The following is a 19,449-nucleotide window of genomic DNA, read 5'->3' on the forward strand; positions in this document are numbered from 1 at the left end:
TGACCGATCTCAACCGGTCGGCCGCCCGCCTGATCACCCGCCGCCGCGGCAACCGGCACACCTCTTACCGGTTGGGCTTCGCCGCACTGATATCCCCGAGAGCCGATTCCGCGTCGCGTTCGATCGCCATGTCGCCGAGGGAGACCATGCCTACGACGTGGTGCGCGTCGTCGACGACCGGCAGGCGACGGACGGAATGCTCTCGCATGAGCAGCACCGCTTGGTCGAGATCCTCGTCGGGAGTCACGGTGACGAGATCGTCGCTGCAGGCGGAAGCGATGCTGATCTGTTCCGGGTCGCCGCCTTCCGCAAGCGCACGCACCACCAGGTCGCGGTCGCTGACCAGGCCGCGCAACTCATCCCCCTCAGTCACCAGCACGACTCCGATGTCCTCGTCCCGCATCTTCTGGGCCACCGCCGTCACCGAGGCCTGCGGCTCCACCGATACAAGCTGGCTGGTCATGATGTCACGCACATGCTGAGCCATGACGCCTCTCCTATTCAGGTGCCGTATCGACGCTCATAGCGCCGCGCCGATCGAGTACCCGACACACGTCGTGTCGTAGTCGCCGACCGCCCTCTTTCCGAGTCTGGACGTAGCGTGAAGTGACGGACTCATCTGGACTCAGAGTGGTGCGCTACGGCGAGCGGTCCTGATCACGGGCCTTGGCAGGCCGCACGAACCAGCCGTGCTTACACGACCATCCTGAGTGAGTGGGTGAAGGCCTGCAGAGGGTGACACTGATGACAACCCGGGATCGATGAGGATGCCGGCGTCGGCATCGCGTCGAACTTCTCGGGTGCTGAGAGACGAAGGGCCACTCATGCCTCGATCCATGCGCGCGCTCGTGGCCGTGAAGGCCGGCGAGCCCACTGACGTCCTGCAGCTGGAATCCCGGCCTGTTCCCACACCGAAAGCCGGTCAGGCGCTGATCCGCGTGAAGGCGACTCCAATTCACGCCAGTGATCTGCACGTGCTGCGCGGCCGCTACGGTTTCTCCCCCGGGTTCCCCACTGTCGGGGGGGCCATGGAGTGCGTGGGCCGTGTCGTGGCCCTGGGGCCGAACACCGAGGCACCGACGGTCGGCGAGCGCGTGGTGGTCGCCGCGGTCCCGGCGGTACCCGGGCCCCCCGTGGCCGGCACCTGGCAGGAGTACCTCGTCGCCGACACGCAAAGGCTCCTGCCGGTCCCCGACGACCTGAGCGACTCCAGCGCCTGCCAGCTCGCCGTCAACCCATTGACCGCTCTGCTCCTGGTCACGCGCGAACTCGACGTACGGCCGGGCGAATGGCTGCTGCAGACGGCCGCGGGCTCCACCGTCGGCCGGCTCGTCATCCAGCTGTCCAGGCATCTGGGTATCCGCACGATCAACGTCGTGCGGCGACGGGCCGCCGTCGAGGAGATCGAAGCGCTCGGTGCGGACGAGGTCATCTGCACCGAGGACGAGGACCTGCTGCAACGCGTCGCCGAGACGGCGGGACCGGGCGGCGTGCGGAAGGCCGTCGACTGTGTCGCGGGCCCGGTGGGCGCCCAGGTGTCCCAGGCACTGGCTCCGGGCGGGGAACTCGTGGTCTACGGCGCGCTCTCCACCCACCGGCAGACCGACCCGGCGGCGCTGACGATCCCGCTCCAGGCACGCTCGGTCATCTACGAGACCAAAACGGTCCGGGGCTTCTGGCTGAACCGCTGGTTCGGCACCGCCTCACCCGAGGACGCGCTGCGCGCGCTGTCCCAGGTGCGCGGTCTCGTCGCCGACGGGGTCCTGAGCATCCCCCAGGGTCGGCCGTTCGCGCTCGAACACTTTCCCGAGGCCGTCGCACTCGCCGAGGCACCCGCGCACGGCACCAAGCCGCTCTTCGTCTTCGAAGACGGCAGGGACGAGGACAACGGGTAGGAAGAGGCCCTGCCGGTGCGTCGGCGGTACGGCCGCCGCGTCCAAGGCCGCCGGTGAACCTGGTCAAGCCCGATGATGTCCCGGTCATTCAACCAGGCGAGCACCTGTACCAGTGTTCGGGGGAGGCCGGTCGCAAGCAGCAGGTGGAAACGGCCGGGGCTGGGCTCGGTCATGCGAGGCGGATCCCTCGCAGCTGTCCCGGCTCACGCAGGATCGCGCTTTTCGCCTGCAGCTCACCGAGCTGGTAGTGGACGGAGGCCCGGCTGCGCATCCCGACAGCCGCCCCGATCTGCCGCGTCGTCGGCGCTTCGCCGTGATCGGCGATGTGCTGGCGAATGAAGCGCAGGATGCGCTCCTGGGTGTCGGTGAGGTGGTCCACGCGGTGCATGGCAAGCGGAGACATGGCAGGAGCGAGGAAATGAGTGGTGCGCAGCCGCTCTCGCGTCTGGATGCGCTGCGCTTCGCCCGCCGTGTCGTCGAGCAGGACGCCTCCCGGCGGCCGGCTCTCATCGACCGGTGGATCGCTGACGAGGAGCGGCGCCAGGCCGAGCGGCGGCAGGGCGCCGGCGCCCGCCGCGCCCTGACTGGCTGATCCAGCACGGCCTCAACAAGGCCAACACCGATGCCGTCCGCACCGGCGACTGCTGAGCGGCGAAGAAGAGCGGCCGATGCCGCCCCGCCACACGCCAGCAGCCCTCGACGCACTGCGCGGACCGGTCGCGCCGTGTGTGCACTGCCGGCCCGACACCGCCCTGGGCCTCCTCGGCTAGGCGCTGCGCGGCCGGCGGCATGGCAGCCTCGCACCTTGCTCTGGGCGCGGTACCAGGTGGTCGGCGTGGAAGGCATCCCTGTGGGGAGCTCACGGCTGAGGAGATCCGCGAACGCCTTCAGGCCCAGCCCCACCCGAACGCGGAGACCCACAGCTAGGCCCTGTTCACGAGAACGGGAGTCAGCTGCCGCAGGCCTGTCCCCGGGTGTATCCGTCACTGCCCGGTCCGGTTGGTGTAGGGCTGTTGAGAGGCGGTCGGTGGTGTGAATAGTGCCTGGACGGTTTCGGTGGCCAGGTCTCGCAGCCAGGTGTGGGCGCGGTCGTCGTCGTAGCGCTGGTGCCACAGCAGGTACAGGGCGACGTCGGGCAGCGGGAGTGGCGGCGGCAGTGTGGCCAGGCCGAGTTGTTCCCGAGCCGTGCGGGTGACCGCGTCGGGGAGGGTGACGACCAGGTCGGTGTCAAGGGCGAGTTGCAGTGCGAAGGCGGCGGTAGGCCCGGCGGCGACGACGCGTCGTTCGAGGCCGCGGGTGGTCAGGGCGTCGTCGATCGGGTCGCGCAGGCTTCCGCGTCGCGAAACGGTGAGGTGTTCGGCGGCTGCGTAGCGCTCGATGTTCAGCGGGCCTTCGGTGAGGGGGTGGCCTGGTCGGACGGCGACGACCAGCCGGTCGCTGCCGACGAGGCGGTGGCGGATGTCGGGGAGCGTCGGAGCTCTGGAGCTCGATTCGAGGTCGACCTCACCCCGGCGCAGCTCGGCGTCGTCCGTCCCGGGTTCGGCCGACAGGCGCAGTCGGACGCCGGGGGCCTCATGGTGGACGGCGGTGATCAGGGCGGTGCCGCAGGCGGCGGTCAGGGCGTCGTGCCAGCGCACGGTGAACACCCGGTCCAGAGCTGCCAGGTCGAGTTCTTGCTGCGCGGACAGGAGTTGGTGGGCCTGCTGCACGAGGGCGTGGACCTGGGCGTGCATGGCGAGCGCGCGGGTGGTGGGGACCATCGTGCGGCCGGTGCGGACGAGGATTTGGTCCCCGGTGGCCTTGCGGATGCGGCCCAGGGAGCGGCTCATTGCCGGTGCGGTGACGTGGAGGCGCGCTGCGGCGCCGGCGACGCTGCCCTCTTCCAGCAGTGCGTCCAGGGCCGTGAGCAGGTTCAGATCCAATTGCATGGCAGTAACTCTATAAGTGAATAGCATGCACTTGTTGTTAATGATGGAGAGGCCTACCTTCGAAGTGCGGGCGCAAGACACATGCAGCCCGCACACATCGAACCCAGGAGCCCACCATGAGCACAGCCATGCCTTTCGCCGCCGACACGACGCTCCTGCCCGAGGTGACCGCCGCGGTGAAGACCGCAGGCCACACGCTGCGCGACCGCCACACCCCGCACGCCCGGGGCGTGAGCCTGGACGAGGTCGTCGCTGAGATCCACGCCAACGACGACGCGGTGCTGGACATGCTGCGGGAGCCGCTGCTGCGGGCCCGGCCCGGATCACAGTGGGCCGAGGACGAGCTGGCCGGCGGCGCGCTCCCGCCCGGGGAGTGGTGGGTCGTCGACCCCGCCGAGGGCAACATCAACCACGTCCACGGCATGGAGGACTGGGCCGTCACCGCCACCCTGGTCCGCGACAACCAGCCGGTGCTCACCGTCGTCCACCTGCCGCTGACCGGCGACACCTACACCGCCGTCGTCGGCGGCGGAGCCCGTCTCAACGACTGGCCCCTGAAGGTGTCCGCCAAGACCGATCTGGGCGCCGCGCTCATCGGCACCGGCCAGGCCAAGCCTGGCGAGGACGAGCACACCTTCCGGCGGATCGGCGACTCCGTCACGGCCATGCTCATCAACGGCCTGGTCGTGCGCGTGTCCGTTCCCGCCACGATGCAGCTCATCCACGTCGCCGCCGGACGCATGGACGCCTTCTGGCAGTTCTCCGACGTCCGCTCCGGCCTGGTCGCCGGCGCCCTGCTGGTCTCCGAGGCCGGAGGCACCGTCACGGACCTGGCGGGCGAAGCCTGGAACACGGGCAGCCCCGACTTCCTGGCCGCCGCCCCCGGCCTCCACACCGCCGCCCTCAAGGTCCTGTCGACCATCGCCTGACCGGGCACCTCCGCTCTACCCACCCGATACCGCAAGGAGCACCACCTCATGACCAGCATCGGCATCCTGGGCGCCGGCCGCGTCGGCACCAACCTCGCCGGCAAGCTCTCCGCGGCCGGACACCGTGTCACCCTCGGTGTCCGGAACCCGGAAGACACCGCAACCCTCGTCGCCGGCATCGCCCCGCAGATCGCCTTCGCCGACCAGCGCACCACCGCCCGCACCGCGGACATCGTGATCAACGCGACGCCCGGCGACACCTCCCTGGACCGCCTGGTCGGCCTGCGCACCGAGCTCTCCGGAAAGCTCCTCGTCGATGTCTCCAACGCCACCCGCGACGCCGATGACGGCCTGCCCGGCGACCTGTGCTATCCCGGCAGCAGCCTCGCCGAGAAGCTCCAGGGCGCACTCCCCGACACCCATGTGGTAAAGACCCTCAACACCATGCTGTTCATGGTCATGACCGCTCCCGAAACCCTGGCCGTCCCACCGACCGCCTATCTCTCGGGCGACGACCAGAACGCGAAGAACACCGTCACCGGCCTGCTCGGCGACCTGGGCTGGCAGCCCGCATGGATCGAGGACCTCGGCGGCATCACCACAGCCCGCGCCACCGAGGCCATGATCCTCGTAGTTCCCCACCTCCTGCGCCGACACGGCTTCAAGCCCTTCGCCGTCTCCCTCGCCCGCCGGTCGTTCAGGGAAGACGTCGTGGCTGGATCGGCGTGCAGCGCGTGAGGCGTGTGCAGGGCGTCAGCGGATCAAGGCGCGGAGGTCTTGAAGGGTGTATGCGTCTTGGTGGCTGATGATCTCGTCTCGGGCCCAGGCGGCGAGGGCTTCGTTCGGTTTGGGCCGTAGCCGGGGCGGCGCGGCCAGGGCGCCGTCGGACTCGACGAGTTGCTCGATCATCTGGCAGAGCGTGTAAGGGCCTCCGCCGCTGTAGCCGATGCCATAGCCGGAGTCGTCGGTGCGGGGCAGGAAGTGAAGAGCACCGTCGTCGTCGCGCATCCAGAACTCGCCGGGGTCGATGATGACGCTGGTGACCCTGGAGGCGGGCGGGAGTCCACGGCTGGTGATGGACCGGTAGGTCGAGGTCTCGATGTTCCCGCCGACGGTGCTGGGCCGCCCCTCGTCGAGGGCCGATGCAGGAGAAGAGGACCCTCCAGGGATACCCGGCACCAGTTCGATGGCGTCCAGGTCGACGAAGTCAGAGATCTCGAGGCTCTGCGAGCGGCCGGGTGCGACCTCGTCCAGCTCGTCGGGCTCGACCACGACGTACTCGCCCTCGCCGACCTCGAAGCCCTTGACGATGTCACTGGAGTCGACCTCGTCGCCAGTGCGTTCGTTCACCCGCCGGTTGCGGAGCCGGTCGGAGGTGCCGCGCTGCAGTTGGTGGAAGTGGACGGTGTGGTCCTCAGTCGCGGTGTACGGGCTCACAGGCACCGTGACGAGCCCGACGTGATCACACCAGTCCAGATCGCCCGCGCCATGCTCCTACCCCATCCCGTCCACCCGGCGCGACGACCGGCGCTGCCTCCTTTGACTCCACGCTCGCACCGTCGGCATCCCGCGCGCGCCAGGCCAACGACGCAGGCACCCGAACGAGCCCGGCAGCAGGCGCTGAACACGGTTCAGGTGTTGGCGACTTGTTCGGGGTGCCTGTCCGTGGCGAAGCGCGCTTGCACGTCGGGGCTGTCGAGGAGCCTTGCCGGGTAGCCGGGTCCGGTCCGCACCGTGACGTCTTGGTGGTGCAGTGGTTCACCACAGGAGGAGCAGACGACCTTGGCCTGAGTGTCGTGGCCGCAGGCGGTGTGGTGCATGACCACGGGGATGCCGTCGTCATCGGCCAGCCACCGGTCGCCCCAGGCGTTGATCGCGGCGAGCACGCCGAAAAAGTCCCGGCCCTTGTCCGTCGGCAGGTACTCATGACGGACCGGCTCGCTCTGGTAGGGGCGGCGCTGCAACAAGCCCGCGTTCTCCAGGCGCCGGAGCCGGTCGGTGAGGGTGTTGCGTGCGATGCCGAGCGAGTCGATGAAGCCGTCGAAACGCGACTCACCGTAGAAGATCTCGCGCAGGACCAGCAGCGTCCAGCCGTCGCCCAGGATGTCCACGGTGCGGGCGATCGAGCAGGGCCAGCTGTCGAATGAGGTCCGTCTCATATCAGCGACCTTATCAGTTTCATCATGAGATTCACTTGCCCTCGGCGACCCGGCCCGACTAGCGTCCAGCAAGTCTCATCATGCAACTTACGAGGAGGAGTGATGAGTTCTACGCCTGCGAACACACCGGCGGTCACCGTCGAACGGGACGGCCACGTGCTGCTGATGGGCCTGAACCGGCCCGCCAAGCGCAACGCCTTCACCAAGCAGATGATCAGCGAGCTGTCGGCCGCCTACGGTCTGCTGGAATCCGACGGTGACCTGTGGTGCGGGGTCCTGTTCGCCCACGGCGACCACTTCACCGGCGGCCTGGACATGCTCGATGTCGGCGCCGAGCTGGCTTCGGGCAAGGTCGACGCCCCCGAGGGCGGGCGCGACCCGTGGCGTCTGGACGGACCGTGGTCGAAGCCCGTCGTCGCGGCCGCGCAGGGCTGGGTGATGACGCTCGGCATCGAACTGCTCCTGGCCGCCGACATCCGCGTGGCCGCCCAGGACACCCGCTTCGCCCAGTACGAGATCCGCCGCGGCATCTACCCCTTCGGCGGAGCCACCTTCCGCTTCCCCCAGCAGGCCGGGTGGGGCAACGCCATGCGCTGGATCCTGACCGGCGAGGAGTTCGACGCCGCAGAAGCACACCGCATCGGCCTGGTGCAGGAACTCGCCGCCGACGGGTCTGCCGCCATCGCCCGCGCCACCGAGATCGCCACCCTCATCGCCGAAAAGTCCGCACCCCTGGGGGTGCGCACCGTCTTCGCCTCCGCCCACCTGGCCCACGAGCACGGCGAGAGCGCCGCGATCGAGCGCCTGCGCCCGGACATCGCACGACTGTTCTCCACCGCCGACGGCGCCGAGGGAATCCAGTCCTTCATCGAGCGCCGCGACGCCGTCTTCACCGGCCGCTGACCACCCCACCCCGCCACACCAGGAGACTTCTTGTGACCACCACGAAGACGCCGTCCCTGTTCGACCTGCCGCCCGAGATCGCCGAGGCCCGTAAGTGGGCCCACGGCTTCGCCGAGAAGTACGTACGCCCCGTCGCCGCCGACTACGACGCGCGTGAGGAGATGCCCTGGGCCGTCATCGAGGAAGCAGCCAAGGTCGGCCTGTACACCCCCGAGTTCGCGCTGCAGATGACCGCCGACCCCACCGGGCTCCTCCAGCCCGTGGTCGCCGAGGAGATCTTCTGGGGCGACGGCGGCATGGGCCAGGCCCTGCTGGGCACCTTCCTCCCCGCCGCTGCCCTGTTCGGCGCCGCCACCAAGGAGCAGATCGACACCTGGCTGCCCGCCTTCTTCGGCACCCCCGGCGACCTGGCCGTCGCCGCCCTGTGCGCCAGCGAGCCGAACGCCGGCAGCGACGCCGCCGCCATCCGCACCCACGCCCGCTACGACGAAGCCACGAAGGAATGGGTGCTCAACGGCACCAAGACCTGGGCCACCAACGGAGGCATCGCAAGCATCCACGTCGTCAACGCCGTCACCGACCCCGCCCTCGGCGCCCGCGGCCACGCCCTGTTCCTCATCCCGCCCGGCACCCGCGGCCTCAGCCAGGGCCAGAAGTTCTCCAAGCACGGCCTGCGCGCCTCCCACACCGCCGAGGTCGTCCTCGACGACGTACGCATCCCCGCCGACCTGGTCCTCGGCGGCAAGGACGCCCTCGACCAGCGCCTGGCCACAGCCCGCGACGGCACCCGCGTACGCGTCCCCGCGGCCATGGCCACCTTCGAGATGACCCGGCCCGGCATCGGCGCGATGGCCGTCGGCGTGGCTCGCGCCGCCTACGAGTACGCCCTCGAATACGCAGGTGTCCGCGAGCAGTTCGGCCGGCCCATCATCGACAACCAGGCCATCGCCTTCACCCTGGCCGACATGGCCATGGAGATCGACGCCGCCCGCCTCCTCGTCTGGCGCGCCAGCCACATGATGACGCGCGGCAAACCCTTCACCCGCGCCGAGGGCAGCATGGCCAAGCTCAAGGCCAGCGAGGTCGCCGTCCGCACCACAGAACGCGCCGTGCAGATCCTCGGCGGCAACGGCTACACCCGCGACTACCCCGTCGAACGCTGGGCCCGCGACGCCAAGAACTTCACCATCTACGAAGGCACGAGCGAGATCCAGCGCCTGGCCATCAGCCGCGCCCTGTCCGGCCGACGCATTCAGTAGACGCCGGTTCCCGCACCTCCAGCCCTCTACCACCTCATCGGAGCATCACATGAGCACCCAGACGCCTGTCCTGGCAGGCAAGGTCGCCGTCGTGACCGGAGGCGGCCGCGGCATCGGCATCGGCATCGGCATCGGCATCGGCATCGGCATCGGCATCGGCATCGGCATCGGCATCGGCATCGGCAAGATGATCACCCGAGGACTCCTCGAGGCCGGCGCCAAGGTCTACATCTCCAGCCGCAAGGAAGCCGACCTGAAGTCGGCCGTCGAGGAGCTGAGCCCCCTCGGCGAGGTACACGCCGTGTCGGCCGACCTCTCCACCGCCCACGGTGTTGAGACGCTGATCGGCTACCTCAGTGGACGTGAGAGTCGCGTGCACGCGCTGTTCAACAACGCCGGCGCCAACTGGGGGGCACCCCTGGAGGAGTTCCCCGACTCCGCCTGGGACAAGGTGCTCTCCGTCAACGTCAAGGGCGTCTTCGCCCTCACCCAGGCCCTGCTGCCGCTCCTCAAGGCGGCCTCGACCCCCGACGACCCCGCCCGTGTCATCAACACCGGCAGCGTCGACGGGCTGCGCGCCCCCGCCCCCGGTTTCAACAACTTCTCCTACAGCGCCAGCAAGGCCGCCGTACACATGCTCACCCGGCAACTCGCCGGAACCCTCGCCCCCCACGTCCTCGTCAACGCCATCGCCCCCGGCCTGTTCGAGTCCAAGATGACCGCAGGCATCCTCAGCCTCGGCACCGACGCCATCGCCGACCAGATCCCCCTCAAGCGCATCGGCCGCCCCGAAGACATGGCAGGCATCGCCGTGTTCCTCACCAGCCCCGCCAGCAGCTACATCACCGGAGCAGTCATCCCCGTAGACGGCGGGATCCTCGTCACCGGCTGAGTCCGGCCGGGGCCGCAAGGCCCCCACCCGCCTCCTACTTCTCCTCGCCCTCATCGGTGTCGGTAGCCGGGTCACGCAGAGGCCGCAGGCCGCCCCCGGCCGGGACGGTGGCACGGAAGCCGGAAGCTGTAGCGGACCAGGCAGTTGAAGTTCGCGTGACGCAACGGGGAGAGTCGGGCGACGTCCTCGTCCAGGACGTCGCACTCCCGCTCTTCCGGTGGCAGGGCCCGCAACTGCGCGACGGCGGCGTCCAGGTAGCGGGCGGTCCACAGCACCGCGGCGTTGGCTTCGGCGCCCGCACCTCCGAAGCGATCGAACCGGTCCGGCACGGCTTCGACCTCGCCGTCGAGGCCACCGGTCGCGTCGATCAGCTCGCTCTCGCCGTCAAGTCCCTTGCCCCGGAAGGCATCTGCGAATCGGCCGGCAACCACTTCCGCCCCGGCGAACTGCCGCTCCTCGACATGTACCTCACCGGCGTCACCCTGCGTATCGCCCGCGACAACGTTCGCGCCCACCTCCCCGACGCCCTCGACCTGGCCGCCTCCGGCACCGTCGCCCCCGAACGCGTCGTCTCCCACGTCCTCGACTGGGAACAACTCCCCGAGGCCCTACCCGAGAAGCACCTCAAGCCCGTCTTCGTCCGCGATCTCATCCCGCCCCCGACTGCACACTGACCACCACATCGCGATCCGCGACCACGCACAGAGACACCTGATGACCTCGCCCCTCACCACCCCGAACACCATCCCGCACGATCCGGCAGCCAAGGACCTCGCACGCCGACGGGACGCGATCGCCGCACTCGGCCACGAACTGCGACTGCTCGTCGACGCCACCGTTCGCACCGCAGCCTCCCCGGAAACCCTGCACCGCCTGACAGACGGCGTCCGCGCCCTCACCGGACAACTCACCGGCCACCGCCGCAAGCCTGCGGACTTCCCCGAGGTCGACGAATTCCCAGGCGGGGTACGGATGTACAGCCCCGTCACCGGCACCGGCAGCCCGCTCGCGCCACCCATGCTGGTAACCCCGGCCGAAGACGGCCTCACCGGACAGTGCCTTCTCGGCATCGCCCACGAAGGGCCACCCGGCTACGGCCACGGAGGCATCAGCGCCATGAGATCCCTCCACCATTCTGGTGCAAGCGGACGGCGTTTTCGTCACCCCCGACTCAGCGGCCGCCCGTGCGCTCTTTCCGGCTCTCGACAACACCACGTGGGCCACTGCCCGGTGAGGAAGAAACACAGTCCACAAGCCGAGGAACCTCATCACCAGCCGAGGTCGACTAAGAGCCGCTACAACCTCCGCCGTTGGGATGTCCGCCTTGCCCTGGGGATCGGCTCAACGGAAGGCAGATCTGGACACAACTCCTGGGCCAACACGACTACTTGGTCACCTGCGACGGCATCCGCCACTACCTGAGATACACACGACCCCCAAGGGCGTGATCATTGCCAGACTCGCTGATACCCCAGCCAGCCGGCCCAAGTCAGCTAGTTGCACATGGCCAACCTCCCTGACGAAGGACAAACCGCCTTCACGTGCTCGTCGAACCAGGCTCAGCTCGTCGCGGAGGGTTCCGTGGCGTCAGCATCTCGGGGAGCGGCCCAGGACGCGGGGAGGCGCAGCCCCTCTTCGTTGGGTGAGCCGGGTTCGGCGGTGTAGATGGTGAGAGTGAGGCCGGGTTCGGCGGCCACCTCCAGTCCTTCGTAGGCGAGGGTGAGGTCGCCGACGGCGTGGTGATCGAAGCGTTTGGCGCCGGTGCCGTGGTGGCGAGCGTTATGGGCGCCCCAGCGGGTACGGAAGTCGTCGCTTCGGGTGGAGAGTTCGCCAACGAGGTCGTGCAGGCCCCTGTCGTGGGGGTTGCGGCCGGCTTCGGCACCAGCGCCTGCCCCGCCCGTCGCTACCCACGCGAACTCGTCGACTACTTGCGCGGCCGAGGCCGCAGGACGGTGCATGAGCACCCTGGTCAAGCGCTGGAGGCGGGGTTGAGACCAGGAGCCCCGGAGGCCCTTCGCCGCCGCGGCAGCGAAGGGCCGTGACAAGTGATTGAGCAGGCGCGTCGGCCGGGTCAAGCGATCGAGGCTTCACCGGAGCCGGCCACGGCCGCGGTGTCGGCCGCGAACAGGTCGTGGGTCTCCGTGATCTCCAGGAGGCGCGTGGGCTGGGGCTGCAGCCCAGTGACGGCGAGGCGGCCACCTTCGGCGTGTAGGCGGCGGCGCAGCAGTACCAGCAGGTTCAGGCCGCTGAAGTCCATGAAGGACACGCCTGACAGATCCAGGTGCAGCGTCTTGCCGCTCAGCAGGATGCGCGCGGCCCGGGCCAGTTCGGGGCAGGTCTGAAGGTCTATCTCCCCGATCACGGTGATCATGGTGCGATCGGGGTGCTGCTGTGTCACCACAGTGAAGTCGCTCATGGTTCGCCCCTCGATTTTCGGGGTCGAGCCCATCACGCCCCCCGGTGCGGAAGGCATCAAGCACGCGGCATGGGGCCGCGTAAAGCCGAGCGAGACAACCCGCACCATCCCCCCGGACCGAGAAAAATGACCTTCAAGGGCGACGCGGGGCCTCTCACCAGACCAGGCTGGTTGTCCTTGCAGGGTTGCACAGGCGGGTCAGGGTGCACCAGCCCGCTTCCACGGGCCGAGCGGGGCCGGGCGTTTCCGTGCCGGGCAACGGTTACCGGGCACTGACGGAGGGCGAGCACGGCACCTTCGACATCGGGCAGGAACAGAAGGGACCGCGGGTACGTCCTTCTCCAATCGACGGCAACAGGACCGATGTACACCGCACGAGGGACCCTGCCGGGTCACCTCGTCGAGTCCGGGATCCGGTTGCCTGCCGCGCCGATGCCGTTGCCACAGGCGGCAGACGGTCGGCTCGTGCTGGCGGTGGATGTCTCGCCGTGGCTGCGCCCGGACGCCAACACGTGTGCTGCCGGGCCTTTTGCCACACCTTCGGGCGAGGTCAGGATAAGCATCAAATGGTGCCCGGCTGGCCGTACTCGGTGGTGGCCGCGCTGGAGAGTGGCCGCACGTCCTGGACGGCGGTGCTGGACGCGGTCCGCCTGGAGCCCGGCGCCGACGTCGCCGCGGTGACCACCGTGCAGATACGTGAGGTCGTCGAGCGGCTGGTCGCCGCCGGCCAGTGGAAGCCGGGTGACCCGGACGTCCTGGTCGTGCTGGACGCCGGATACGACGCCCCGCGCATCGCCCACCTGCTGGACGGGCTGCCCGTCGAGATCCTCGGTCGGCTCCGCTCCGGTCGCGTGATGCGGCGTCCGACGCCCTCCCGCAAAGAGTTCCACCTGGCCACCCCAAGGGCGGCAGGCCGCCCAAGCATGGCCGCGAGTTCATCTTCGGCGACCCCGCAACCTGGGGCGCCGAGCAGGCCGTGACGATCACGGACACCCGGCTCCACGGGAAGGCGACCGCGCAGGCGTGGGACCGGCTGCCTCCGCGCAAAGACGGGCTCGCCCACCACCCGCCACCCGCCACCCGCCACCCGCCACCCGCCATAGCGTCGGCAGGGTCCTCGCCACCGGCGAGGCATACAGCCGCCTAACCCACCACAGAAGTGGAACGAAGCCCCGCCGCATTACATGAACCCGCAGTCCAGAAGCACCCACGACAACCACGCGGGCCGCGCATGGAGCAAGATAAGCGACATGGTCAATGACGGGAGCGCAGGCTTCATGCTGCCGCGGGGTGCGACAGGCTTCTTCGTGCCGAAGGACGGTCCGCTTCCGGAAACTGACTTGCGAGCGTTCCGGACCGCGCTGCACGCCGCCGCCCGCATCGCCGAAGGCGAGGTGGGCGAGCTGGAGGAACAGGCGTACCCCCGGACCTTCCACGTCGCCTCGGTCGTCGGTCGCACAGGCGAGAGCGTAATCCTGTGTCACGCCCATCACCCCTGGATCGCCTTCGCTCAAGAACGCCGAGATTGGTACCGAGAGGAGTTCCTCTCTGCTCCGCCATGGGCCCATACCTTCGCGGAAACAGGCTTCGTGGTTCTGAGCAGCGAGCAGCTCGCCACGCCTCTCTCCGACGTGGACACTTCAGTTCTTACCCAGGGCGAGTGGCGTCAGATTCGCTTCTACGACATCACCACGTTGGGTGGAGTGCTCTTCAACGCATGGGATTGATGATCATGTAACCGTTGAACGGCAAGCTGAGTGCCTGTTCTTGAACCGGTAGGTCGGCGCGACTACATCTGGCAAGATCAGCTTGTGGCTCGACATTCGGTGACCTTGAGCAGAATCGAGTTCGCAGACTGGCGAGCTGTCCACTCCTGGGCTTCCCTCGTCGAGGTCTGCCGCTTCCAGACTTGGGGACCGAACACCGAAGAGCAGACACGCGCCTTCGTGCTGACCGCGGTCGAGGCCTGGTCGCACACACCTCAGCAGCGGTTCGCTTATGTAGCGCGTATCGCTGGCGACGTAGTCGGCATGGGGGAGCTCCACGTCCGGAGGCGAGGGCAGCGTCAAGGCGAGATTTCCTATGCTGTGCATCCGCGGGTTTGGGGACAGGGCGTCGGAACGGCGATCGGCAAGGGGCTACTGGCGCGAGGGTTCGAGGATCTTGAGCTCCACCGCATCTATGCCACCTGTGACCCGCGGAACCTTGGGTCGGCACGGGTTCTCAGCAAGCTCGGCATGACACGGGAAGGACGTCATCGTCACACCGCTCTGATCCGGGATGGTTGGCGGGACTCCGAAATGTTCAGCCTCCTCGAAGGCGAGTGGCGTGCGGTCACCCCATCCACTCGACCACCGCAGGAATGACTCGTCGGCCTGATTCACGATCCCGGTCCATTCGACCAGCTCGCCCAGGCCCCTTGCGGGTCAGCGCTTGGCACCTGCATCTGAGCCGTCCATACCCGTGGCTGCTGTCCTGTTCGCCCGACGGAACACGGGTGCAACTCACCCCGCCTCGGCGCTGCAGTCCGTACAGACCCGGGCCAGCTCGGCGGTCGCGGGTTGCTCGCAGGAAGGGCCCCGGGGAGCACAGCGGGCGGGGCCCTGGCCGCCGTCGCGGCGCCTCCGGTGGCCGGTGGACGGTCACGCACCGTGGAGGTCGGGTGCGTCGGGGCCCAAGGTGAGGGGCTGCGTGTGCCGACTGGCCTGGTGGTGGGCCGGCCGTGGGGTGTGGCGACGCTGCTGGTGATGCCAGCGGGCCCGCCACCAGCCAGCCGGTGCTCGGAGTCGGCCCTCGGTACTGGTGGGCTCGCGTATTCAACTGTCGCGAGTTCCCCCTGGAGCTCTCCTTGCTGGTGACCGTGTGTATGCCCCGGAGCGTATTGACTCCAGGATTCCTCCGGCCTCCGACGCAAGGCGGGTCGTGGTGACGTGCTGGTAGCCGAGGGCGTCGGCGACGACCGGGGCGGGCATCTCAAGGACGTGCCGGCGGATGGCTGCCGCGCGGCCGGCGGGAGTGCCGATGTCCCGGTCGTCGAGGACCTGGACGAGGACGCCCTTACCGAGGCGGCGGTGGAAGCCGGACGGACCGGGGACGCCATGCTGCGGTAGGCGCTGCTCACCTTGGTAGCTCGTTTCACCACGGCCTGTCGTCGCGCAGCGCGGGCCTCCTGTGGTGACGCTGTACGGCATGACGACCTGCGACGAACAGGGGGCAGACGGCTGGCGGGAGCTGCAAAACGATGAGTCATCTGGACTTCGGAACGGTCCCCGCCTGGGTCGGTTCCGTCCTCACGGGCGGGTCATTGTTGCTCGGCTTTTAACATCCTCCTGCGCGACCGGCGCAAGGAGGAGCGTGCGGAAGCCAACCTGGTGACCTGCTGGCTGGAGCACTCCGAGGATGGGGTAACGGCGCACATCCTCAACGCCTCCGGCCTGCGGAGATTCACGGAAATCCGCGTGGAGGACGGCAAGCTCACCGACCACGCCGGTGAGCTTGCCGCACACGAGGCGACCTGCACCATCGCCTGATGATCGCAGGCGCTTCCCCGTGCCGAGTGGCTTGTCTGGCCAGATAACCCGCGGGCCCCGGCGGTCCCCTCGCAACGGGGGCGCGGCATCGTGCGGCCGTATCGCCGTGGTGCATCAGGTGCAGCACCTAGGGTGCGTAGGGTGCGGGGTCAGAGCGGGGCACTTCCAGACTGGCTCCGGTGTCATCTGCGGCTGCAGCGGAGGTCGGCCAGGCCGTGCTCACGCATCACGTCGACCATGGTCTCGATGATGGCGCCGGGCGGCACGATCTCCATCTCGTTCAACACCTTCGGGTCCCCGACACGCTTCAGCTGTCGCCGCGCGTGTCGGGGACCGGGAGCCACGCCTTCGCGTCCTCGCTCCAGCGTAGAAGGTGCCCCCGCAGCTCGGGCCGGGTGACGTCGAGGTCGATCAGTGCGAGCCGGGCCTCGTCAGTGAGATCCGGGCCCACCTCGATCCTGAACATGGACAGGGTTGCGCCCCCTGCCAGCATGGTGACTTCCAGCTCGTTGCCCTGCCTGCGGCGCCGCCACCAGGACCTCGGTGTCATCACCGTCGCCCTCTCTCCCAGCTGCTCTCCGAGCTTCGCGGCGAACGCGGAGACGAACGGGGTGACCACGCCGGCGACCACGAGTAGTTCGATCGCGGTGGCGGGGCCGCCGGTGTCTCTCGGAGGGAGCCATGACCATCTGTCCCGCCTGGCCCGTCTGGCCCATTCGAGGAGGGCTGAGAGCAGAACGACGGCCAGCAGGCCGAGCCAGAGTGGAGGCATTGGCTCAGTGGACCGTATGGCCTGGCCGCGCGGCTAGCCCCCGCGGGGGGCGCGAAGGTGCAGCGAACGGCCAGGCGTTCCCGCAGGCCGCTCTCGCCGTCCACGACCTCACAGGTGAGCCCGCAGGATGGCGGGGGAACTCGCGCCACCTCCGGTGGAGCGCGAACCCGAGACGGTCGTGATCCCCTCGCCGCTTCCCGATCAGCTTCCGATCGACGTCGTCGAGGTAGAAGGATAGGGAGGACGCTCACGGCGGGTGCACCCATCAGGACATCACCGTCCTGGACTACCCGAAGGGCCCGGCCGACAAGCCGTTCCTGGACACGGTGTACGTCGTCAAGAGCGACTGACCGAACCCGCTCACGACGAAGGCCTCCGGGACGTTCCCGGAGGCCTTCGTCGTACGTACCCGCGTCGGAGGACGCTGCCCGCCGTGCGCAGCCGTGCGGCTTCCGCGAGGCCTGGTGCAGCGCGGCAGAGAGCGGGTCGACCTCTTCCCCGGCGGCGTCGGCCTGCTGCGCTGCACGGCCCTGCGCTCGTGTAGCTACGGCCAACGGACGAATAGCTCTCGGTAGCCGACCAGGAGGTTGTGTGTCCTGGGTTCGACTGTTTTCATCCCTGAGATGATGTGCCCGCGTCACCTTGGTCGCGTCCATTGCGACTGAGAAGGGGCTGAGCGTGCGGCAGGACTGGGCGCCGGGCTGCGCTACGAGGGCTTCGAGCCGTGCGGTTGCGGGCGGGATCCGAAGTTCCGCCCCCGTCTCGTGCCCAGCTGCGCGCCCGCCACAGGGTCGCCACTCGGACCGGCACTCCGCTCGCGGAGCTGCTCGGGCAGGCCGACCCGCTGGAGAATCGCTGGTCCCGGCAGGGCTCGGCGCAGTTCACTTGGTCCAGCTCCTCAGAAGGTGCCCCGGCTCGCCAAGCTGCTACGGGTGCCGACCCCGGCCGACCGCGGCCCCGGCCGGCCCTGGAGGCCCGGTACCCCGACACCGGCCGCGCCCGAGACGGGCACCCCGACGGCGGACATCCGCATCGGGTACGCGAGGTGCTCGCACGTCACCCAGGAGCTGCAGTCGCAGGTGACGGATCAAAGGCCCATGTCGCGTCTGGACGGCTGCGCTTCGCCCGCCGCGTCGTCGAGGAGCACGCCACGCGGCAGCTGGACCTCATCGACCGGTGAATCGCCGACGAGGATCGGCGCCAGGCCGAGCAGCAGCGAGGCGAGCAGGCTCGGCCCCCGGCGCCAGAGTGGCTCCTGGAACCGGCCTCAACGAAGAGTCGCCCTCGGTGTATGTCCACGCCGGTGGCTGCTGGAACGCTGCCGAACGAAGCCGAGGCGTCGACCGGGACCCCGCGCTCCGGACGCTTGCCGAAGGTGTTCCCCCTTGCCCGCACTGCCGGCCGGACAACGCACTGGGGTACCGTCCACGCTAGGACCCGGTCCGCGGCAGACGTGTCATCCAGCGCCTCTCGGGTGGGTGGGAGATACGCCTACGCCTGCCGCACCTCAGGCACTCCTCGGACGGCGGCTAGTCGTCTTCTTCGCTGCGGTCTTCTTGGCCGGCTGCTTCTTCGCGGCCGCCTTCTTCTTCGGCTTCGGCAGTTCGTGCACCTCAGCGGGCTCGGCGTCTTCGCCCCGGGACGCCTTGGCCTTCGACACCGACTCCTGCAGTGCCGCCATGAGGTCCAGGACCGGGGCCGGCTGCTCCGGCTCCGGCACCTCTGGCAGCGGCTTCTCCTCACGCTTGGCCTCGATGATCTGTGCGATGGCTTCTGTGTAGCGGTCGCGGAACTCCTCCCCCTCGAACTGGTCGACGGTCATGGTGTCCATCAGGGCCAGTGCACCCTCGATCTCGGCCTCGGATACCTCGGCCGGCGGCGGAAGCAGCTCGGTGGGGTCGCGGATCTCGTCGGGCCAGCGCATGGCGTGCAGGACCAGGACGTCGTCGCGGACGCGCAGCAGTCCGAGGCGTTCGCGGCCGGACCATGCGTACTTCGCGACGGCCACCTTGGCCGAACGGCCGAGCGCCTCCACGAGCAGCTTGTACGGCTTCGCGGCGACCTGGCCGGCGGGCTGGAGGTAGTAGCCCTCGGCGATCCGGATCGGATCGATGCTCGCCAGAGGCACGAACGCATCGATCTCGATCGCCTTCACCGTCGGCAGAGACAGGTTGCTCAGGTCCTCGTCCGTGATCGGGATGACCTGCGTCTTGGTCAGCTCATACCCCTTGCCGATCTCCTCCTGGGAAACCTCGCGGTCCTCCAGCTCACACACCTTGCGGTAACGGACCCGGCCGCCGTCCTCCAGGTGGTACTGGTGGAAATGGATCGAGTGGTCCTCGGTCGCCCCGACCACATTGATCGGCACCGTGACCAGACCAAACGAAATCGCACCGGACCAGATCGTTCGGGGCATGGCACACCCTTTCGCACTCACCCCGAGCAGCACCAGGCTATGAACGCCACAGGCCGCCCGCACGTGAGGGCGGCAGCCGTGTACGACCCGAGCAAACCATTCGGGCGAAACGCGGAAGCAGGGAGCCGACCGCCAGTCCCGATCGGGTTCGGCATGCTTCGTCGCGGCGGCCGGACCCCCCGTTCGGCTGCGCATGCACATCCAGGTACAGGGCGCGCGGTGTGGCGCGTCAGGTGGTTCCCTGGGGTGAGTGGTGGGGGGGGGGGGGGGGGGGGGGGGGGGGGGGGGGGGGGGGGGGGGAGAAGGAACAAGGCCCAACACAGAAACCACAAAGCCACCTCCCAAACCCA

Annotated in this window: 23 protein-coding genes and 3 pseudogenes; 15 read left to right on the forward strand and 11 right to left on the reverse strand. The window is 68.9% G+C overall.

Features of this window, described 5'->3' with window-relative positions:
* Positions 1-64: 64 nt before the first annotated feature.
* Complete coding sequence (locus ACZ5CW_RS31640; protein ID WP_468607406.1) at positions 65-487, reverse strand: CBS domain-containing protein; 423 nt, start codon at positions 485-487, stop codon at positions 65-67.
* Between the two features lie 337 nt (positions 488-824).
* On the opposite strand from ACZ5CW_RS31640, the gene ACZ5CW_RS31645 reads away from it, so the two are divergent.
* Positions 825-1,895, forward strand: coding sequence for a zinc-dependent alcohol dehydrogenase family protein (locus ACZ5CW_RS31645; RefSeq protein WP_468607408.1), 1,071 nt, complete (start codon positions 825-827; stop codon positions 1,893-1,895).
* Positions 1,896-2,064: 169 nt separating this feature from the next.
* On the opposite strand, the gene ACZ5CW_RS31650 is transcribed toward ACZ5CW_RS31645, so the two are convergent.
* Positions 2,065-2,283, reverse strand: a complete 219-nt coding sequence (locus ACZ5CW_RS31650) for a LexA family protein (RefSeq protein WP_468607525.1) — start codon at positions 2,281-2,283, stop codon at positions 2,065-2,067.
* 30 nt (positions 2,284-2,313) lie between these two features.
* Here ACZ5CW_RS31650 and ACZ5CW_RS31655 point away from each other — a divergent pair, with 30 nt between their 5' ends.
* Both ACZ5CW_RS31655 and ACZ5CW_RS31660 read left to right on the forward strand, forming a co-directional pair.
* Positions 2,314-2,487, forward strand: a complete 174-nt coding sequence (locus tag ACZ5CW_RS31655; protein ID WP_468607410.1) for a hypothetical protein — start codon at positions 2,314-2,316, stop codon at positions 2,485-2,487.
* 76 nt (positions 2,488-2,563) lie between these two features.
* A complete protein-coding gene (locus ACZ5CW_RS31660) occupies positions 2,564-2,665 on the forward strand; it encodes a DUF6233 domain-containing protein (RefSeq protein ID WP_468607412.1) in 102 nt (33 codons plus the stop codon).
* A gap of 213 nt (positions 2,666-2,878) precedes the next feature.
* On the opposite strand, the gene ACZ5CW_RS31665 is transcribed toward ACZ5CW_RS31660, so the two are convergent.
* Positions 2,879-3,823 (reverse strand): LysR family transcriptional regulator, encoded by a 945-nt coding sequence (locus ACZ5CW_RS31665; protein ID WP_468607414.1) that lies wholly within the window; start codon positions 3,821-3,823, stop codon positions 2,879-2,881.
* Positions 3,824-3,939: 116 nt separating this feature from the next.
* Between ACZ5CW_RS31665 and ACZ5CW_RS31670 the strand changes: the two genes are divergently transcribed.
* On the forward strand, positions 3,940-4,752 hold the full coding sequence (locus ACZ5CW_RS31670) for an inositol monophosphatase family protein (RefSeq protein WP_468607416.1): 813 nt from the start codon (positions 3,940-3,942) through the stop codon (positions 4,750-4,752).
* Between the two features lie 48 nt (positions 4,753-4,800).
* Positions 4,801-5,490, forward strand: a complete 690-nt coding sequence (locus tag ACZ5CW_RS31675) for an NADPH-dependent F420 reductase (protein WP_468607418.1) — start codon at positions 4,801-4,803, stop codon at positions 5,488-5,490.
* Between the two features lie 15 nt (positions 5,491-5,505).
* Here ACZ5CW_RS31675 and ACZ5CW_RS31680 read toward each other — a convergent pair whose 3' ends face one another.
* Positions 5,506-6,189 (reverse strand): Ku protein, encoded by a 684-nt coding sequence (locus ACZ5CW_RS31680; protein WP_468607420.1) that lies wholly within the window; start codon positions 6,187-6,189, stop codon positions 5,506-5,508.
* Between the two features lie 194 nt (positions 6,190-6,383).
* Positions 6,384-6,911, reverse strand: coding sequence for a winged helix-turn-helix transcriptional regulator (locus ACZ5CW_RS31685; protein WP_468607422.1), 528 nt, complete (start codon positions 6,909-6,911; stop codon positions 6,384-6,386).
* A 102-nt stretch (positions 6,912-7,013) separates the two neighbouring features.
* On the opposite strand from ACZ5CW_RS31685, the gene ACZ5CW_RS31690 reads away from it, so the two are divergent.
* Genes ACZ5CW_RS31690 through ACZ5CW_RS31700 form a run of 3 tightly spaced genes read left to right on the forward strand, consistent with a single transcriptional unit; the run spans position 7,014 to position 9,965 of the window.
* Complete coding sequence (locus ACZ5CW_RS31690; protein ID WP_468607424.1) at positions 7,014-7,814, forward strand: crotonase/enoyl-CoA hydratase family protein; 801 nt, start codon at positions 7,014-7,016, stop codon at positions 7,812-7,814.
* A gap of 32 nt (positions 7,815-7,846) precedes the next feature.
* The gene (locus tag ACZ5CW_RS31695) at positions 7,847-9,073 is read left to right on the forward strand and encodes an acyl-CoA dehydrogenase family protein (protein WP_468607426.1); all 1,227 of its coding nucleotides are present in this window, start codon (positions 7,847-7,849) and stop codon (positions 9,071-9,073) included.
* A 49-nt stretch (positions 9,074-9,122) separates the two neighbouring features.
* Positions 9,123-9,965, forward strand: a complete 843-nt coding sequence (locus ACZ5CW_RS31700) for an SDR family oxidoreductase (protein WP_468607428.1) — start codon at positions 9,123-9,125, stop codon at positions 9,963-9,965.
* 34 nt (positions 9,966-9,999) lie between these two features.
* Here ACZ5CW_RS31700 and ACZ5CW_RS31705 read toward each other — a convergent pair.
* Positions 10,000-10,279: pseudogene (locus ACZ5CW_RS31705) on the reverse strand (hypothetical protein); the annotation flags it as partial.
* On the opposite strand from ACZ5CW_RS31705, the pseudogene ACZ5CW_RS31710 reads away from it, so the two are divergent.
* A pseudogene (locus ACZ5CW_RS31710) lies at positions 10,250-10,639 on the forward strand (zinc-dependent alcohol dehydrogenase); the annotation flags it as partial. The pseudogenes ACZ5CW_RS31705 and ACZ5CW_RS31710 overlap by 30 nt on opposite strands.
* Here the strand turns inward: ACZ5CW_RS31710 and ACZ5CW_RS31715 are convergent.
* The 3 genes from ACZ5CW_RS31715 to ACZ5CW_RS31725 all read right to left on the reverse strand — a co-directional run bounded on the left by ACZ5CW_RS31715 (position 10,614) and on the right by ACZ5CW_RS31725 (position 12,381).
* A complete protein-coding gene (locus tag ACZ5CW_RS31715) occupies positions 10,614-11,042 on the reverse strand; it encodes a hypothetical protein (RefSeq protein WP_468607430.1) in 429 nt (142 codons plus the stop codon). The pseudogene ACZ5CW_RS31710 and the gene ACZ5CW_RS31715 sit on opposite strands and share 26 nt — an antisense overlap.
* Before the next feature lie 482 nt (positions 11,043-11,524).
* Positions 11,525-12,040, reverse strand: coding sequence for an MmyB family transcriptional regulator (locus tag ACZ5CW_RS31720; protein WP_468607432.1), 516 nt, complete (start codon positions 12,038-12,040; stop codon positions 11,525-11,527).
* Positions 12,037-12,381: an STAS domain-containing protein gene (locus ACZ5CW_RS31725; RefSeq protein WP_468607434.1), complete on the reverse strand. Its 345-nt coding sequence runs from the start codon at positions 12,379-12,381 to the stop codon at positions 12,037-12,039. The genes ACZ5CW_RS31720 and ACZ5CW_RS31725 overlap by 4 nt, the downstream gene beginning before the upstream one ends.
* 432 nt (positions 12,382-12,813) lie before the next feature.
* Here ACZ5CW_RS31725 and ACZ5CW_RS31730 point away from each other — a divergent pair.
* The 5 genes and pseudogenes from ACZ5CW_RS31730 to ACZ5CW_RS31750 form a co-directional block, all read left to right on the forward strand.
* Positions 12,814-13,426 (forward strand): annotated as a pseudogene (locus tag ACZ5CW_RS31730) (transposase); the annotation flags it as partial.
* 139 nt (positions 13,427-13,565) lie between these two features.
* Positions 13,566-14,108 carry a hypothetical protein gene (locus tag ACZ5CW_RS31735; protein ID WP_468607436.1) on the forward strand — a complete coding sequence of 181 codons (543 nt, stop codon included), beginning with the start codon at positions 13,566-13,568 and terminating at the stop codon, positions 14,106-14,108.
* 99 nt (positions 14,109-14,207) lie between these two features.
* Positions 14,208-14,747 carry a GNAT family N-acetyltransferase gene (locus ACZ5CW_RS31740; RefSeq protein ID WP_468607527.1) on the forward strand — a complete coding sequence of 180 codons (540 nt, stop codon included), beginning with the start codon at positions 14,208-14,210 and terminating at the stop codon, positions 14,745-14,747.
* Between the two features lie 564 nt (positions 14,748-15,311).
* The gene (locus tag ACZ5CW_RS31745; protein WP_468607438.1) at positions 15,312-15,491 is read left to right on the forward strand and encodes a hypothetical protein; all 180 of its coding nucleotides are present in this window, start codon (positions 15,312-15,314) and stop codon (positions 15,489-15,491) included.
* A gap of 261 nt (positions 15,492-15,752) precedes the next feature.
* Positions 15,753-15,911 carry a hypothetical protein gene (locus tag ACZ5CW_RS31750; protein ID WP_468607440.1) on the forward strand — a complete coding sequence of 53 codons (159 nt, stop codon included), beginning with the start codon at positions 15,753-15,755 and terminating at the stop codon, positions 15,909-15,911.
* A gap of 307 nt (positions 15,912-16,218) precedes the next feature.
* On the opposite strand, the gene ACZ5CW_RS31755 is transcribed toward ACZ5CW_RS31750, so the two are convergent.
* The gene (locus ACZ5CW_RS31755) at positions 16,219-16,683 is read right to left on the reverse strand and encodes a hypothetical protein (RefSeq protein WP_468607442.1); all 465 of its coding nucleotides are present in this window, start codon (positions 16,681-16,683) and stop codon (positions 16,219-16,221) included.
* Between the two features lie 1,287 nt (positions 16,684-17,970).
* On the opposite strand from ACZ5CW_RS31755, the gene ACZ5CW_RS31760 reads away from it, so the two are divergent.
* Positions 17,971-18,117 (forward strand): DUF6233 domain-containing protein, encoded by a 147-nt coding sequence (locus tag ACZ5CW_RS31760; protein ID WP_468607529.1) that lies wholly within the window; start codon positions 17,971-17,973, stop codon positions 18,115-18,117.
* A gap of 73 nt (positions 18,118-18,190) precedes the next feature.
* Here ACZ5CW_RS31760 and ku read toward each other — a convergent pair whose 3' ends face one another.
* The gene (gene ku, locus ACZ5CW_RS31765) at positions 18,191-19,099 is read right to left on the reverse strand and encodes a non-homologous end joining protein Ku (protein ID WP_468607444.1); all 909 of its coding nucleotides are present in this window, start codon (positions 19,097-19,099) and stop codon (positions 18,191-18,193) included.
* Between the last annotated feature and the right edge of the window lie 350 nt (positions 19,100-19,449).

It is taken from the genome of Streptomyces sp. NPDC031379 (assembly GCF_055569615.1).